The following is a 16,039-nucleotide window of genomic DNA, read 5'->3' as shown; positions in this document are numbered from 1 at the left end:
CCCGAATACGCATAGTGCTTGTATCTTCGATATTCTTATAGGGTGTTAGGACGAAATAAAAAGAACGAGAAATCCCCCGCCACTCACGGGTCGGTAGCAACCTCTACTGCAGCTACTGACAACGGTGAGCAGCAGGCAGTCACCGAGAACTCAAAGAAGACAACCCCGCCTAAGGGACGCCCCACCCCCTCACGTAAGCAGCAACAGGCTGCCCGTAAACAGCCACTGGTTCCTGATGACCGCAAAGCAGCAAAAGAAGCGCAACGTCAGCAGGCACGTGAACACCGCCTGCGGGAGCAAGAAGCTCTACGCACGGGCGAAGAACGTTACCTGCCGCTACGTGATCGCGGTCCCCAGCGCCGTTTCATTCGCGATTATGTAGACGCGCGCTGGAACGTTGGCGACTTCGTCATTATCGCTCTGCTCATTTTCTTCTTGGTGTCACTTTTCTTGGGTCAATACCAGCTAGAAACCACCATAATTATGTGGGGTCTTATCTTGCTCTGGGCATTTGATACCTGGTTGGTATGGCGCAAGATTAAGGCACGTCTTGTGGAGAAGTTCGGTGACGTTGAACCGGGCTCAGCAATGTACACGATGAACCGTGTTCTCATGATCCGCCGCATGCGTCTACCCAAACCTCAGGTTGCCCGCGGGCAGTACCCCAAGTAATTCGCTGAGGGATTATAACCTAAAAGGGCTACGACTGATACACAGTGGTAGCCCTTTTATAGTACTCTTACCGTTTAGGAATTACGACGCAAGGCTTTGAGACCGCGGTTGATGCGGTATGCCCACAGCGGCCCCTCATACAGAAAAGCTGTGTAGCCCTGCACCAAGTCCGCGCCCGCGTCCAGGCGATCTTGTATATCTTGAGCGGTGGTTACACCGCCAACCGCGATGAGAGCTAGCTGCTCCCCCACTTCTTCCTTGAGAATGCGCAGAACCTCAAGCGCTCGCGAAGCCAGAGGCTGACCGGAAAGACCACCGGCACCAATCGCATCAATTTTCTCGCGGGAAGAAACCAACCCCATACCGTTCCGGGCGATAGTGGTGTTGGTGGCGATGATTCCATCGAGCTTTAGCTCCAGAGCCATGCGCGCCACATCGATGATGTCTTCATCGGCAAGATCCGGGGCGATCTTCACGGTGAGCGGCACCCTACGATCGGTGACAACGCGGTCAGCTTCAGCGCGCACTGCCTCCAGCAGAGGCTTAAGAGTTTCCACCGCCTGGAGATCGCGCAAGCCAGGGGTGTTGGGTGAGCTAACATTAACCACCAGGTAGTCAGCCTGCGGTGCTAGGGTGCGGGTGCTCATGAGGTAGTCTTCAATTGCGTCCTCAAGTTCAACCACCTTGGTTTTGCCGATATTGACGCCCATGATGGGGCGAACGCTCTGACCGTAGTCGTGGTCAAAATCAGCGCGTGCGGCTGCTAGTCGCGGACCAACCGATGCGGCCCCGTCATTGTTAAAGCCCATGCGGTTGATAACAGCTTTATCGTCAACTAACCGAAAGAGACGAGGCTTGGGATTTCCCGGCTGAGCTTGACCGGTCACGGTACCAATCTCAATATGACCGAAACCCAGGTTGCCCAGAGCATTGATAGCTCCGCCCTTTTTATCAAAACCGGCTGCCACGCCAAAGGGCGAGGGAAAGGTCAGACCCATAACAGTTGTCTGTAGGCTGGGGTGCGGAGCCAGAAAGCGCCGTGCTACTGAGCTCACGCCCACCTGCCGTAAGAAATTAACGCCCCAGTATCCCACCTGGTGGGCTTTTTCTGGGTTCATCGGAGTAAAAAATACTTTGAAAAATATGGGGTAAATGCGCATGGGCTGACCTCGGTTTCTGATTTCGATGCGAATACTGCTACTTTTTAGCTATCTTGTCGACGGCGCCGCCGTATCTGCGGTCGCGTTGGGCATACTGTTCGACTGCTTCCCAGAGCGTTAGACGGTCAACGTCAGGCCATAGAACGTTCATAAAGACCATCTCTGCATAGGCACTTTGCCAGAGCAAAAAGTTTGAGAAACGCTGTTCGCCGCTGGTACGCAGAAAAAGGTCTACATCGGGTAGGTCAGGTTCATCGAGGTAGCGCTGGAAAATCTTTTCGTTAACACTCTTAGGTTTAATTTTGCCGTCTAATACATCTTGAGCGATGGCAGCAGCAGCGTCCGCAATTTCGGCACGTCCGCCATAGTTTACGCACATGGTGAGGGTACAGACCGTATTATTTTTGGTCTCTTCTTCGCACTGCTCAAGCTGGCGAATCACTGATTTCCAGAGTTTAGGACGCCTACCTGCCCAGCGAATGCGAACACCCCAGCTTTTGAGGGTTTCAAGCTGGCGGTCTAATACGTCGGTACAAAAGCGCATGAGGAAGCTGACCTCATCCAATGAGCGCTTCCAGTTTTCTGTGGAAAAAGCGTAAGCAGACACGTGGGGAATGCCCATTTCAATAGCACCTGCCACGACGTCCAGCAAAGCCGCTTCACCAGCCTTATGTCCCTCGTTACGGGGCAAGCCGCGCTCGTTCGCCCAGCGACCGTTGCCGTCCATTACCACCGCAACGTGCTGGGGAATGAACTGGCGCGGAATGGCAGGAGCTGTAGCACCACTGGGGTGAGCATAGGGCTTAACGTGCATTGGTGTCCTTCACTAGAGCGTCCAAAGTTTTTACGGGTTTTTCAAGGTGCCAGCGTACGTAAAGCGATACAAGATACAGTGACCTCGACCGAACGGTATGCTCTGTGAGGGTATCTACGTGTTCCCAGCGTCCTTGAAAAACTGCGCGTATATACAATTTTACGGCATCGCTCAGCGGGTAGAATCGATCAGCCAACGAAGCAGCGCATCCTGCGTCAACAAACCCATATTCCGGGGAAAAATAGTTGGCATTTTCTGCGGCACCGCACACTGAACAGGCATCAAGAACAATACTCCACCCTGCTAACGCCATCGTACGCAAAGCAAAAGCATTAAGTACATCAAGGGGGTGGTGGCTGGCTTGGGCTAGCGAAGATAAAGCACCAGCTAACACATTGAAGAAAGCGACCTGCTGCTCAATATCGTAGGTAGTCAAGGCTTCGGTGAGCTCCGATAGCACGCATGCCACGGTAAAAGCATCGTAGTCCCCCATAATCGCTGCCGTATAGGCTTTGCGAGTTACTACCTGAGAAACAGTATCGAGATTTTTGCCCTTCACCAGCGAAAGGTCAACCACCATAAAGGGCTCAAGACGGGCACCAATTTTAGAGGAGCTACGACGAACTCCCCTAGCCACAGCGTGAACAACCCCGTGCTGCTGGGTCAGGGCAATAATAATACGATCCGCCTCACCCAATTGCTGGGTGCGCAACACAATGGCGATATCTCTGTACGAGCGAGAAGAAAGGGCTGAAGCATGACTCACTTCCCCATTATCTCACGCCTACATTTCTCGAGACACAAGAACAGAAGGGGCGAAAGAAAAAATCCCTCGCCCCTTATTACCTTCACTTCGCTAACAAAGCTGCAGCTTAGGCAGCAACCTCATCGCGCAAAGCACGGTTAACCGCACTAATCATAGCCTTCAAAGACGCGCGAGTTGTCGAATTATCGATGCCGATACCCCACAGCACGCGACTACCCACAGCAGCCTCAATGTAGCTTGCTGCCTGAGCATTAGAGCTGGCACCCATGGTGTGCTCTGAGTAATCCATCAGACGCACATCGACCCCCTCTGCTGAGAGGATCCGCTGCATCGCATCGATAGGACCATTACCGTGACCGGTGCGTTCAAAGCGGTGCCCATCAATGAGCAAACCGATGCGCAAGGCGGTATCGCCGTTCTCTTGCGAGTCGATGTTGATGGTGTCAATACGGTACTTGCCCCAGCGCCCTTCAGCGGTGTGCGCAGGCAGGTACTCGTCGTGGAAAATCTCCCACAGGCTTTCACTACTGAACTCCCCGCCCTGGCTATCGGTACGGCTCTGCACAATCTGTGAGAACTCGACCTGTGCGCGGCGGGGCAACTCGATACCGCGATCACGCTTAAGCAGATAAGCAACGCCACCTTTACCCGACTGGGAATTAACGCGAATAACCGCTTCATAGCTGCGTCCGACGTCCTTAGGATCAATTGGCAGGTAAGGTACTGCCCAGACCAAATCCCCAACCGAGACACCCTGCTCAGCGGCGTCGGCTTCCATGACCTCAAAGCCCTTCTTAATCGCGTCCTGGTGCGAGCCAGAGAAAGCGGTAAAGACCAAATCGCCACCGTAGGGTGAACGTTCATGGACTTTCAGCTGGTTGGCATACTCAACAGTACGGCGAATCTCATCAATATTCGAGAAATCAATCTCTGGGTCGATGCCCTGAGTGTAGAGGTTCAGCCCCAGAGTCACCAAATCTACGTTGCCAGTGCGCTCGCCATTGCCAAAGAGGCACCCCTCAATACGGTCAGCGCCCGCCAAGTAGCCTAGCTCTGCTGCCGCAACACCGGTGCCGCGGTCATTGTGGGGGTGCAAAGAAATAATGATGTGCTCACGATTGGTGAGGTGGCGACCCATCCACTCAATCGAGTCAGCATAAACATTGGGGGTAGCCATTTCAACGGTGGCGGGTAGGTTCACAATAACCTCCCGGCCCTCACCGATTTTGAGTTCATCGGTAACCGCGTTACATACACGTACAGCAAATTCGAGCTCTGTACCGGTGAACGATTCGGGTGAGTACTCGTAGCGCACCTTAGTATTGCTCTGCAACTGCTCCTCGTACTTCATGCACAGGCGGGCACCGTTCAAAGCAATGTCAAGAATACCGTCCTGATCCTGCTTAAAAACAACCTTGCGCTGGAGAATCGAAGTGGAGTTGTAGAAATGGACGATAGCCTGTGGTGCACCGTCAATAGCCTCAAAAGTACGTTGAATGAGGTGTTCCCGTGCCTGAGTCAATACCTGAATGGTGACATCTTCAGGAATGTGACCGTCTTCAATGAGGGTGCGCACAAAGTTGAAGTCTGTCTGTGAGGCTGAGGGGAAGCCAACCTCGATTTCCTTGTAGCCCATCTTCACGAGCAGAGTAAACATCGCCAGCTTGCGCTCGGTATCCATGGGGTCAATCAGTGCCTGATTGCCATCGCGCAAATCTACGGCGCACCAGCGAGGCGCCTTGGTAATGACCTTTTCAGGCCAGGTGCGATCAGGCAGCGAGATATCAATCTGATCTTGGAATGAGCGGTACTTATGAACCGGCATGGGTGAGGGCTTTTGCTGATTTACCACGGTTTTAATCTTCCAGATGTGGGGGTGAATAGTTGAACGGCTAACTCTAAAGCACACAAACACCGCAGCGAGGAAGTCAGTCCTAGTGGGTAAACTCGCTGCGGCTCAGGAGCTCTCGTCGCATGATAACCGTCATCACACTCTCAAAGTAGCAGATGGCAACTACCTATCCCCTACCCCTCTCGCCTTGTCTCAATATTTGGTCTCTGGTGGTGGTAAATAAAACCCCGGAACCGTTCGTGAAGAAGGTGCCCAGGGCGGAGCCTTGGGTGAGATTTAGTAGGAAAATGACTGCTGACAGGTCACCTGGTCAGCGGTCTGACCGGTGGCACCACCTGCGATTTCGGTGGCGCTCTGCCCCAGTACATCCCCTTCTGCAAAATCAGTGCCAATGATGATTTCGATAGCGGTGGCTACACCAGAGGGAGCGACCGCGGTGATACCCAGCTTCTCAGCGATCTGCTGTGCCTCAGCCTCAAAGCCATACGGGTAAGAGATAGAGGATGCAGCGTACTCGATGTCGCTTTCGCTACCGGAAACAGCAGAGTAGTCAAGGGATTCTACGAGCTTGACGATGTGCTCTTCGCGATTATCGGCACCAGAGGCATTGAGTACGTTGACCTCAATGAGGGTCTGGTAAACGATTTCCTCGGTTGCAGGAGTCTCAGCTGACTCCTCCTCACTGGCAGCTTCGGGTTCCGGTGCTGGCTCGATGAGGCTCTCATCAATGCGTAGCTTTTTGAAAACGGTGGAGGCTTCAGTAGAAAGCTGAAGCTTATTGGCATCCAGTTCATAAGGTTCAGTCGGAACAGTAGCGAACACAACCTTACCCAGGTCAACCTGACCAAAAACCGCGCCCATGCCCGCCAGCGTCCGCACGTTGGTCAGCCCTTCATCAACAGTCACGTTTTGAGTAATAGCTTCAGCGATGTTCAAAAGCATACCGGGGTTGGTCAGTGTACCTTCAGCCTGAACCTTACGCAGCAGCGCAGCCATGAAGCCCTGCTGTGCCTGAATGCGACCGGTATCAGAACCATCACCAAAACCGTGGCGTGAGCGCAAGAAAGACAGTGCCTGCTCACCCTCAACAGTTGAGATGCCCGCAGGCAGTTTGAGACCTGAGTATGAGTCATCAATTTCTTGGGTGACACACACCTGCACACCGCCCACAACCTGGCTTAAAGACTTCACAGCGTTAAAATCAACCAGCATAAAGTGATCAATATTGACGCCGGTAATTTTAGAAATGGTGGCTACAGTACAACCGGGACCACCGCGTGATAACGACTCATTGATCTGGGTATCTTCGGTGGCAGGGTAGACGGTGTCAGTTTCAGTATCGGTACACTGCGGAATATCAACCATCAAATCGCGAGGAAAAGACAGTGAGGTAATACGCTTGCGGTCCTTGCTGACCTGAACCAGCATCATGACATCTGAACGTGCCGCTGACTGACGGTCAGACTCATCACCGTAATCAGCGTTAGCGCCAGCACGGGTATCTGAGCCAATCACCAAAATATCAAGGGCGCCGTTTTCAAGCTCAGCGGTTTTCTCGCCAAGGTTGAGGGCAGCGGTTTGAACGTTGTTCTGCAGGCGCAAAAAAACGAAGCCGCCAAGACCCAGCACAAAGACTAAAGAAGCAACTACTGCAAGGGCGAGCCAACGGAATCGGTGGGAACGTTGGGGTTGCTGGCGCATGTGGCGACCAGCAGCTGCATACCCTTTGTCCTGGTGTGAAGCCATCTGAATTGAAAACCTGTTCTATACCTATACTGCTCGGTGCATTGAAGGGCCCCGGAGCATAACCTTTAGTCTAAATACCAGCTTAAGCTGGGAGAACCTGAGGCTAGAAGCCCAGTCTGCCCAGTGCCTTGGGGTCTCGCTGCCAGTCTTTAGCGACCTTGACATGAATATTGAGGTAGACTTTGGTTCCCAGGAGCGCCTCGATATTTTGACGTGAGGTTGCCCCAATTTCTTTCAGACGCGAACCACGTTTACCGATAATAATAGCTTTCTGCGAATCACGCTCCACGTAAAGATTGACGTGAATATCAAGCAGAGGGTTGTGCTCGGGGCGACCTTCGCGCAGAGACATTTCCTCAACGGTGACAGCTACAGAGTGCGGCAGTTCATCGCGCACACCCTCCAAAGATGCCTCACGTACAAGCTCAGCCACCAGAGTTGCCTCAGGCTCATCGGTCAGCTCACCCTCCGGGTACAGCGGGGGCGAATCGGGCATCCGTGATGCCAGCAGCTCAGCGACCTGCTCCACCTGGTAGCCATTGACTGCCGAGACAGGAATAATATCTGCCCAGCCACCCTTGCCATCATTTGCCGGGGTGGACGCGGTTGCACCGGTTTTGCGACGCTGAGCAGCGGGCCCTGAATCCTTACGGAAAGGCAGAGCCAAATCACCCTTTTTGCGTGAAGTCTGCTTGCGTTTGCGCTCGGCACGCACCGCGCGCTCAGCGCTCATGATTTCCTCACCCATACGCGAAACCTCAAGAAGCTGCGCCGCCAGTTCTTCCTGACTCACGGTATCTGCCTTGGTTACAATCGCCACGATAGGCTTGTTACCCGCAGCAGCGAGCTGGGTAGCGATGTAACGATCACCGGGACCAATTTTCTCATTAGCCGGAATGCAAAAACCGATAACATCAACCTCAGCCAGAGTCTGCGCCACCAAATCATTCAGACGCTCACCCAGCAGAGTGCGGGGACGGTGCAAACCGGGAGTGTCTACCAAAACCAGCTGAAATGCGTCCCGGTGTACAATACCGCGAATAGTGTGACGGGTGGTCTGGGGGCGGTTAGAAGTGATTGCTACTTTCTGCCCCACCAGCGCATTCGTCAACGTAGACTTACCTGCGTTGGGGCGTCCGACGAAAACCGCGAAACCTGCCTTGTAATCATCGGGGAAAGAAGCAAAATCCATACCGTCTCCTCATAAAACATCAAAATAAATGAAACCTTTGGGGTTTACTTTACCCCGTGATGGAACCCTGTGGTACCTCACCAAGCAATCACGCACTGTGATTCTTTGCCGAGCACCTCATAATTCATCCAACCAGTAGCTGCCGCCCAACAGGTACCAACAGACACAGAAAAGGGGCTACCTATCAAGAAGATAGACAGCCCCAAAATCCTTACGGAGTCACAGCAGGTTTAGGTTCTGCCCAGACCAACAAGGTTGCAATCTGGTTGCGTCTGCCCTGAGTGCCAATAGCGCGAATATGAAGACCCTCGACCACCACTTCACTACCAATGATTGGCACACGTCCCAGGTGCTTCGATAGCAGACCGCCCACAGTTTCGACCTCTTCATCCTCAAGATCTACATCGAGGGTCTCCCCCAGTTCTTCAATACTCAAACGTGAGCTAATCTTGAAGGTACCATCTTCTTGCCTCACGACCTCGGGTTTATCGTTATCATACTCATCGGCAATTTCACCCACGAGTTCCTCGATGAGATCCTCCAAAGTCACCAGACCTGCGGTTCCACCGTACTCGTCAATCACAATCGCGACATGTGTAGATTCGCTCTGCATCTGCTGTAGCAGCTCCAAAGCTCGCTTAGACTCGGGCTCAAAGCGCGGCTCACGCATGACCTCAGCAACGCTAGGCAAAGTCTCACCATCTGCAGCGTCCACATAGTTCTGGGTAACGTCCTTGAGGTACAACAAACCCTGCACATCGTCAACAGTCTCGCCCAACACAGGCACACGGGAATAGCCCGAACGCAACATCAGATGAAGCGCGTCCTGCAAATCTTCGTCCAGTCCAACTGTCACCATATCGGTGCGGGGCACCATAAGGGAGCGAATAAAGGTTTCATCCATCTCAAAGATAGAGTGAACCATCTGTGCCTCTTCGTCCTCGATAGCGTCTGAGATGGTAGCGCGATCAACGAACTCTCGCAGCTCTTCTTCCGTGAAGTAACCGGCTTTTTCTTCAGCTTCGGTGGGATTTCTACGCTTGGTCCAAGCAATCATCAAATCGGGTAGCGGACCCAAAACGACCCCAAAGAAAGTGATAATCAGACCAAAAAATCTGAACACCATGTAAGAGTTAGCGCGCCCCAACTGACGCGGTGCAGTGCTGAAGAAAACAAAACCCACCGCGCTCATCACCAGCACGGTAATGATGGTCGCTAACCAGGAAACCCCGGCAAAATAAGCAACAAAGAGGAAGAAAAGTACCGTTGCTGCAGTCTCAAAAATAACGCGCCAGAACCTGACGGCAAACATGAACCGTCCAGTTTCTTGCAGCAACGTCAGTGTACGACGCGGAGATTCTTTGATACGCTTTGCATCTGCGCGCGAAAGGTAGACAAAAGCTGACTCCGCAGCTGTCATCACATAGCACAAAAAGACCAGAAGAATACAGCCCAGTATCAGAAGTACAGGTATCACCGCTTAGTGCCTCGTCTCTACGGGAGCTTCACGTCCCAAAAACTCTCTGAGAATATTGCGCTGAATACCGAACATCTCAGCTTCTGCCTCAGCGGTAGCGTGATCGTAACCCAGGCAGTGCAAAATTCCGTGGACTGTCAAAAGGCACAGCTCATCAAGAGTACTGTGACCGGCATCCGCGCCCTGACGAGCAGCAACCGGCGGGCACAGCACAATATCGCCAAGCACTCCCTCACTAGGTTCATCAGGAATTCCCTCGACCATCTCGTCCATGGGAAAAGACATCACATCGGTAGCGCCGGGTAGGTCCATCCACTCCAGGTGAATACGCTCCATCTCGTCCTCACCCACCACATTGACGGAAAGCTCAGTATCGGGTGAAAGGTAAAGACGCTCAAAGGCGAAGCTCACCAAGCGAGTCAGCTCAGCAGTATCAACCTCAGCAAAAGATGCGCGCACCTCAACCGATGCGTTATCGCCGGGTTCTTCGATATCAAATTCAACTGCCACGTTCGCTACTCCCCACGGGGCTTTTCGTCTTTACCGTCAATGCCTGAACGCTCAAGCAACTTCTCAGCCGCCGCTTCGATAGTTGCCCGCTTGACCTTGCGGTTACGCTTGCGTTCCATTGCGGTTTTATCTTCATCCCACTGGTCGTAAGCAGTCACAATGTCCGAGACCAAATTGTGGCGCACTACATCAACAGATTCGAGAATTGAGAAGTGAATATCATCTACATTCTTCAGGATTTCACGTACCTGCTTAAGACCGGATGCCTGCCCATTGGGCAAATCAATCTGCGTCACGTCACCGGTAATAACCATCTTGGAGCCAAAGCCCAAACGGGTTAGGAACATCTTCATCTGCTCCACGGTAGTATTCTGAGCCTCATCGAGAATAATGAAGGCGTCATTGAGCGTACGACCGCGCATGTAAGCAAGCGGAGCAACCTCAATAGTGCCTGCCTCCATCAAACGCGGAATAGACTCAGGATCCATCATGTCGTGCAAAGCATCGTAGAGCGGACGCAAGTAAGGGTCAATCTTGTCGTTCAAAGTACCGGGCAAAAAGCCCAGGCGCTCGCCAGCTTCAACAGCCGGTCGCGTGAGGATAATACGATTGACTTCTTTCGCTTGCAATGCCTGAACAGCCTTTGCCATCGCTAGGTAGGTTTTACCGGTACCAGCCGGACCGATGCCGAAAACTACGGTGTTGGCGTCAATAGCATCAACGTAGGTTTTCTGATTGACCGTTTTAGGGCGGATGCTTTTACCACGCGAACTCAGAATATTCTGGCTCATCGCTGAGGCAGGGTTCGCCATTTCAGCAGCGAGCATAGTCAGCATGCGCTGAATAACGTCCGGGGAGATGATGGTGCCACTACTTGCTAGCACGCGCAGTTCAGAAAGCAAACGGACGGTAGTAGCTACGAGGGCAGCTGGGCCGGTAACCACAATATCGAGGTCTTTGGGTCTGATGGTGATACCCGGGAACTGCTGCTCAATGAGTTTCAGCGATGAATCGTGCGCACCCAAGACCGTCACCATTTCACTGCGTGATGAGAAGGTGAAAGTACGAGCCACATTGATGGGACGGTAGGTATCTGTTGTTGGTGTAGTCATATGTCAAGACGCCAGCGGTAGACAGCTGGCAGTCGAACTCCTTAGAGGGTTGAAAGTGACTGTTATTTTTCAGGTTATATCTAGGGCGGGGTGAGCACCCACCCTCCTCACGTTTTTTAAAAGAACTTTTGGTTACCAGGCTTTGCTCCACAGATTCAGTGCAGAGAGAGCAGCGGCTCCCGCGGTTGAGCTACGCAGAACCTCTGTTCCCAATAATCCGACAGAGGCCCCTGCCGCCACTAGCGCGTCCACCTCGGCATCGCTGATACCACCTTCAGGGCCGACCACCACATAAACCTCGGGTACCTGCGCGACGTCTAGAACGCGCAGGTGGTCAGTAAGACGCTGATTGCCCTGTTCGTGAAGGATGAACACAGCAGCACCCTCAGAGGTAACCTCGGCAACCATCTGGGCAAGCTGCTTGGACGAGTGCAAGTCATAGACAGTGGGAATCAGTGCCCGCCGAGACTGCTTAGCTGCCGCTTGAACAGTTTTCTGCCATTTGGCGTAGGACTTGGACGCGCGTTCACCCTTCCAGCGCACAATGGAGCGGTCAGCTGACCAGGGCACGATACCCACCGCACCTAGCTCTGTAGCCATCTCAATCGCCATTAAATCGCGATCGTTTTTGGCGAGTGCTTGCACCAGATAGATGCCAGTTGCCTTAGCCTCCTGCGTGATCGCCCTAATGCGAACAGCTAGCCCTTCTGGAATAACCTGCGCTACTTCCCCCACCAAGCGGGTACCGCACCCATCAGCTATATCAATAGCTTCACCCACGCTCAATCGCTTGACGTTTTTAGCGTGGTGCCCCTCGTCCCCGGTCAGCGTGACGGTATCGCCCACCGCTAACTCGCCCACATCGAGGTCATCGGGGTAGAAAATGGGTGCGGTCATTTTGGTGTACTCCTACTGAAAGCGTTCTTTGAAGCGCGAGAAGAAGCCGCTATTGTGCTTCTGCTCAACGGTTTCACTCACTGCCAAGTCTTCATTACGCGATGCTGCGAACTGCTGCAACAAATCGCGCTGGTGGTCGGTGAGGTCAGTGGGAATCCGAACTTCAAGGTGTACGCGGAGGTTACCGCGTCCGCCCGCACGTAAACGGTTCACGCCCAATTCCTTGAGGGTGACAACATCACCTGACTGAGTGCCGGGCTTAACCAAAATTTCCTGCGGACCATCATAGGTCTCAAGGGTGATAGTGGTACCCAAAGCTGCTGCCGCCATCGAAATAACCATAGTGGCGTGCAAATCATCGCCCTCACGGGTGAAAGTTGAATCCTGGTTGACGTGCAACTCAACGTACAGGTCACCGTTAGGACCACCTGCCACACCCGCTTCACCCTGACCAGCTAGGCGAATACGAGTACCGTCTGCTACACCCGCAGGAATTTTAATAGTGAGCGGCTTGCGCTCGCGCACGCGTCCCTCACCGTAGCACTCGTTACAGGGGGTCTTGATAACGGTGCCGTAACCGTTACAGCTGGGGCACTGCACCGGCTGAACAACGGTACCCAAGATTGACTGCACCTGACGCTGCATGTACCCCTGACCGGCACAGGTATCACAAGTTTCGGGGTGGGTACCGGGCTCAGCTCCTTCACCCGCACAGTGAGAACACACCACAGCTGTATCAACGGTGATTTCTTTATTGATGCCGAAAACAGCTTCACGTAAATCAATACGGACGTTAATCAGCGCATCCTGACCCTGGCGGGTACGGCTTGCCGGGCCCTGGGGCTGCTGGCTGAAGAAGGTGTTGAAAATATCTTCAAATCCACCGAAGCCACTGAAACCGCCACCGCCGCCAAAGCCCTGGGCGTTGCCGTTTTCGTTGCCCGTACGATCATAGATATCGCGCTTCTGCGGGTCAGAAAGAACCTCATAGGCGTGCGATACCCTCTTGAACTCTTCAGCTGCCTCTTCGCCAGGGTTGATATCGGGGTGCAGCTTGCGAGCTTTCGTGCGGTATGCCTTCTTAATCTCTTCAGCGGTGGCATCGCGTGAAACGCCGAGGGTGTCGTAATGGCTGCTCACTAAATATTCTCTTTCTGTAGATCGCTGTGTATTTTTAGAAAAAATGTGGGAGTTAGTGGTTCAAAGTTTTGGAAAGGTAAGATGCTACCGCTCGTACCAGAGTGATATTGCCGGGGTAGTCCATGCGAATGGGCCCCACGATACCTATTTTCGCGGTGTTGTTAAAGCCGTAACCTGTTGCTACCACGGCGGCGTCGGTGAGTGGGTCAAGCTGACTTTCTGCACCGATTTTAACTGAAAATCCCCGTTGATCGTGGGAAAGTTCCTCTAACAACCTTAAGACTACTACTTGTTCCTCTAGAGCATCGAGAATCGGGGCGATGCTGTGAGGAAAATCTTGGGTTGATTGGGCGAGGTAAGAAGTCCCGGCAAAAGTCATACGGTGAGGTTTCGCTTCATCTGCAAGCTGTTGTAGAGCGTCGTTGAGGGCGACGGGGTATGAAGTTTCTCCTGTGCTCGCCGGGCAGACACGTCCTAGTTGTTCCAGGGGTTGCCCGAGGTAGGTGCTACGTAAGAGAGCTGCGATTGCGGCGCTATTAATGTGCTGCCGTTGGCTCTGCCCATTGTGGTCAGTTGCGTCAAACGTCAAGACCCTCTGCAGAACTTCTGCGTTGCTGAGCACCACCAAGACCATGAGCTGTCTATCAGCCACCTCAATAACGTCGATATGCCTAATGGTGAGCGATTCCTCTACTGGGTGCTGAATCACAGCTACCTGCCGGGTGAGTTGCGAGAGCAACCTGACGGTTCGATCCATCAGCTGGTCAATGTCGGTCGCCCCGTCGAGAAACTGGGCTATGGCTCGACGCTGGGGTTCGTTGAGGGGTCTAACTCCGGCTATTTTGTCGACGAAAAGACGGTAGCCATCGTTGGTAGGGATTCTGCCGGCGCTAGCGTGAGGTGCACTAATCAGCCCCTGCTCTTCAAGATGAGCCATATCGTTACGAACAGTTGCACTTGAAACACCAAGACTATGACGCTCAATGAGGGCTTTGGAGCCAACCGGCTCACGCGAATGAACGTAGTCCTCAATAATTGCTTGTAAAACCTGAAAATGTCGTTCACGGTTCATGCGGGGCATCCTCCCTTCTCTACGCAGCAGTCCGATAAAAATTAGCACTCTTAGGTGCCCAGTGCTAACACCAACTCTAATACTGTAGAGGTAGTGCGCTCCAGTTCGTACGCTCAAGGCTCAAGGGTAGCGCGTAGAATACTGATGTAGATACGTGCGCTAACCACCAAGGAGACACTATGAGCCAGCCCTGGGGTGCCCGAGATTTGGGTGCTTTATCTCAACAACACCGTGGTACGGCATCCCGCGCCCTCTACCTAGCGCCTAGGCTTCTTCTAGAGGATGTTGAGAGCGGCTGGGTAGGGGTCGTTGTCTCTTTTGAGACTATCGGAGGCATGCAGGTGTTCGGTCTAGAGGACGCTGCCGGGCGGGTTAAAAAGTTCCCGTTGGGCGCCGGTTTTCTTCTAGAAGGGCAGCCTGTCACGGTGGTTGCACCCAGGAGTAAAAAACAAGCCCCAGTGCGTAAGATTTCCCGTTCGGGCTCCTTTGAGGTTGCCAATGCGCCTGCGAAGGTGGCGCGCGCGTCCCGTCTGTGGGTTGAAGGTACCCACGATGCAGAATTGATTGAGAAAGTCTGGGGTCACGACCTACGTGTGGAGGGCATTGTCGTAGAGCCCCTGCACGGTGTTGATGACCTTGCCGCTGCTATGAGGAGTTTCGCACCGGGGCCGCAGCGTAAACTCGGTATTTTGGTGGATCACCTCATCAGCGGAACCAAAGAAAGTCGCATCGCTACCGAAGCGCTCGCCGTTCCCGGTGCCCGCGGTAACGTGGAAATTGTTGGTCACCCCTTTGTTGATGTCTGGCAGGCTATCAAACCCCAGGCGCTGGGATTAAGCCGCTGGCCCACCGTGCCCCGCAGCGAAGAATGGAAAAAGGGCATGCTCAAACGGTTAGGGCTCCCCCACGATTCGCAGGAAGACATCGCTCACGCCTGGAAGTTCATGCTCTCAAAAGTTAATTCGTACGCTGATTTAGAACCCAGTATTTTGGGACCGGTAGAATCCCTCATTGATTTTCTCACCGACGATGTGAAGAAAGTGTGATATAAATCTTTCGAAGATTTACCGTAAATGTGGGGTTTGAAACTGCGCCCGTTACCGCTCAGTATCTAAAATATTCAAGAACCCCGTAGCCTGTTGTGGTGACACTAACAGAGCTTCACCCTGCTTGATCTTTACCCTTTTATGAAAACGAGTACATCCTTGAAAACAACCTCACAGGTTCCCGCCGAATCGCAGTTTAATGGCACCGCAGCAGCTGCCGGCAAACTGAGCGTTGCTGAAGACAGAAATATAGCGACGCTCGCCCATTTTGGTGGTGTACTGGGTTGTATTCCCTCAGCAGTTATCTACTACCTGTACAAAGGACGCGCGCCTTTCGCCCAGCAGGAAGCCCGCGAGGCATTGAACTTCACTCTGCTGCCTACCATTATTGCGTTGGCATCATTCTTCTTATCAAGCCTTCCCGGCATTGGATGGATTTTCGGTTTGGTAGCAGCGCTAGTGTGGGTTATACTGGCGAGTATGTCGCTCTATGCAGGTATTCGTGTTAACCGCGGCAACCCCTACCAGTACCCACTGAACACCCGCCTCTTCGATGTGATTCGTGTTCGTCGCTAGGGTTATC

Annotated in this window: 15 protein-coding genes; 3 read left to right on the top strand and 12 right to left on the bottom strand. The window is 53.1% G+C overall.

The features are described from left to right. The first annotated feature begins 42 nt into the window (after positions 1-42). The gene (locus JR346_RS05390; protein ID WP_205481890.1) at positions 43-672 is read left to right on the top strand and encodes a DUF3043 domain-containing protein; all 630 of its coding nucleotides are present in this window, start codon (positions 43-45) and stop codon (positions 670-672) included. A 74-nt stretch (positions 673-746) separates the two neighbouring features. Here JR346_RS05390 and JR346_RS05385 read toward each other — a convergent pair whose 3' ends face one another. From JR346_RS05385 to hrcA, 12 genes are all read right to left on the bottom strand, one after another. Beyond that, entirely contained in the window at positions 747-1,832 is a 1,086-nt protein-coding gene (locus tag JR346_RS05385; protein WP_205481889.1) for a quinone-dependent dihydroorotate dehydrogenase, read from the bottom strand. Between the two features lie 37 nt (positions 1,833-1,869). After that, positions 1,870-2,646: an isoprenyl transferase gene (locus JR346_RS05380; protein WP_204875884.1), complete on the bottom strand. Its 777-nt coding sequence runs from the start codon at positions 2,644-2,646 to the stop codon at positions 1,870-1,872. Further along, on the bottom strand, positions 2,636-3,412 hold the full coding sequence (gene recO, locus JR346_RS05375) for a DNA repair protein RecO (protein ID WP_205481888.1): 777 nt from the start codon (positions 3,410-3,412) through the stop codon (positions 2,636-2,638). The genes JR346_RS05380 and recO overlap by 11 nt, the downstream gene beginning before the upstream one ends. A gap of 106 nt (positions 3,413-3,518) precedes the next feature. After that, on the bottom strand, positions 3,519-5,237 hold the full coding sequence (leuA, locus tag JR346_RS05370) for a 2-isopropylmalate synthase (protein ID WP_239478574.1): 1,719 nt from the start codon (positions 5,235-5,237) through the stop codon (positions 3,519-3,521). A 303-nt stretch (positions 5,238-5,540) separates the two neighbouring features. Then, positions 5,541-7,010 carry an LCP family protein gene (locus tag JR346_RS05365; protein ID WP_205481887.1) on the bottom strand — a complete coding sequence of 490 codons (1,470 nt, stop codon included), beginning with the start codon at positions 7,008-7,010 and terminating at the stop codon, positions 5,541-5,543. Between the two features lie 103 nt (positions 7,011-7,113). Then, positions 7,114-8,202 carry a GTPase Era gene (locus tag JR346_RS05360; RefSeq protein ID WP_205481886.1) on the bottom strand — a complete coding sequence of 363 codons (1,089 nt, stop codon included), beginning with the start codon at positions 8,200-8,202 and terminating at the stop codon, positions 7,114-7,116. 211 nt (positions 8,203-8,413) lie between these two features. Further along, entirely contained in the window at positions 8,414-9,679 is a 1,266-nt protein-coding gene (locus JR346_RS05355) for a hemolysin family protein (RefSeq protein WP_205481885.1), read from the bottom strand. Positions 9,680-9,682: 3 nt separating this feature from the next. Then, complete coding sequence (gene ybeY / locus JR346_RS05350; RefSeq protein WP_204875870.1) at positions 9,683-10,189, bottom strand: rRNA maturation RNase YbeY; 507 nt, start codon at positions 10,187-10,189, stop codon at positions 9,683-9,685. 5 nt (positions 10,190-10,194) lie between these two features. Further along, positions 10,195-11,301: a PhoH family protein gene (locus tag JR346_RS05345; protein WP_370592567.1), complete on the bottom strand. Its 1,107-nt coding sequence runs from the start codon at positions 11,299-11,301 to the stop codon at positions 10,195-10,197. A 132-nt stretch (positions 11,302-11,433) separates the two neighbouring features. Then, positions 11,434-12,198, bottom strand: coding sequence for a 16S rRNA (uracil(1498)-N(3))-methyltransferase (locus tag JR346_RS05340; RefSeq protein ID WP_204875869.1), 765 nt, complete (start codon positions 12,196-12,198; stop codon positions 11,434-11,436). Between the two features lie 12 nt (positions 12,199-12,210). Continuing rightward, a complete protein-coding gene (gene dnaJ, locus JR346_RS05335) occupies positions 12,211-13,338 on the bottom strand; it encodes a molecular chaperone DnaJ (protein WP_205481884.1) in 1,128 nt (375 codons plus the stop codon). 52 nt (positions 13,339-13,390) lie between these two features. Next, positions 13,391-14,410, bottom strand: coding sequence for a heat-inducible transcriptional repressor HrcA (hrcA, locus tag JR346_RS05330; RefSeq protein WP_205481883.1), 1,020 nt, complete (start codon positions 14,408-14,410; stop codon positions 13,391-13,393). Between the two features lie 179 nt (positions 14,411-14,589). On the opposite strand from hrcA, the gene JR346_RS05325 reads away from it, so the two are divergent. After that, positions 14,590-15,456 carry a DUF3097 family protein gene (locus JR346_RS05325; RefSeq protein ID WP_205481882.1) on the top strand — a complete coding sequence of 289 codons (867 nt, stop codon included), beginning with the start codon at positions 14,590-14,592 and terminating at the stop codon, positions 15,454-15,456. Positions 15,457-15,615: 159 nt separating this feature from the next. Continuing rightward, positions 15,616-16,032: a DUF4870 domain-containing protein gene (locus tag JR346_RS05320; protein ID WP_239478536.1), complete on the top strand. Its 417-nt coding sequence runs from the start codon at positions 15,616-15,618 to the stop codon at positions 16,030-16,032. The last annotated feature ends 7 nt before the right edge of the window (positions 16,033-16,039 follow it).

This window comes from Rothia sp. ZJ932 (genome assembly GCF_016924835.1).
Taxonomy (GTDB): domain Bacteria; phylum Actinomycetota; class Actinomycetes; order Actinomycetales; family Micrococcaceae; genus Rothia.
This window is presented reverse-complemented; position numbering and strand designations above follow the sequence as displayed.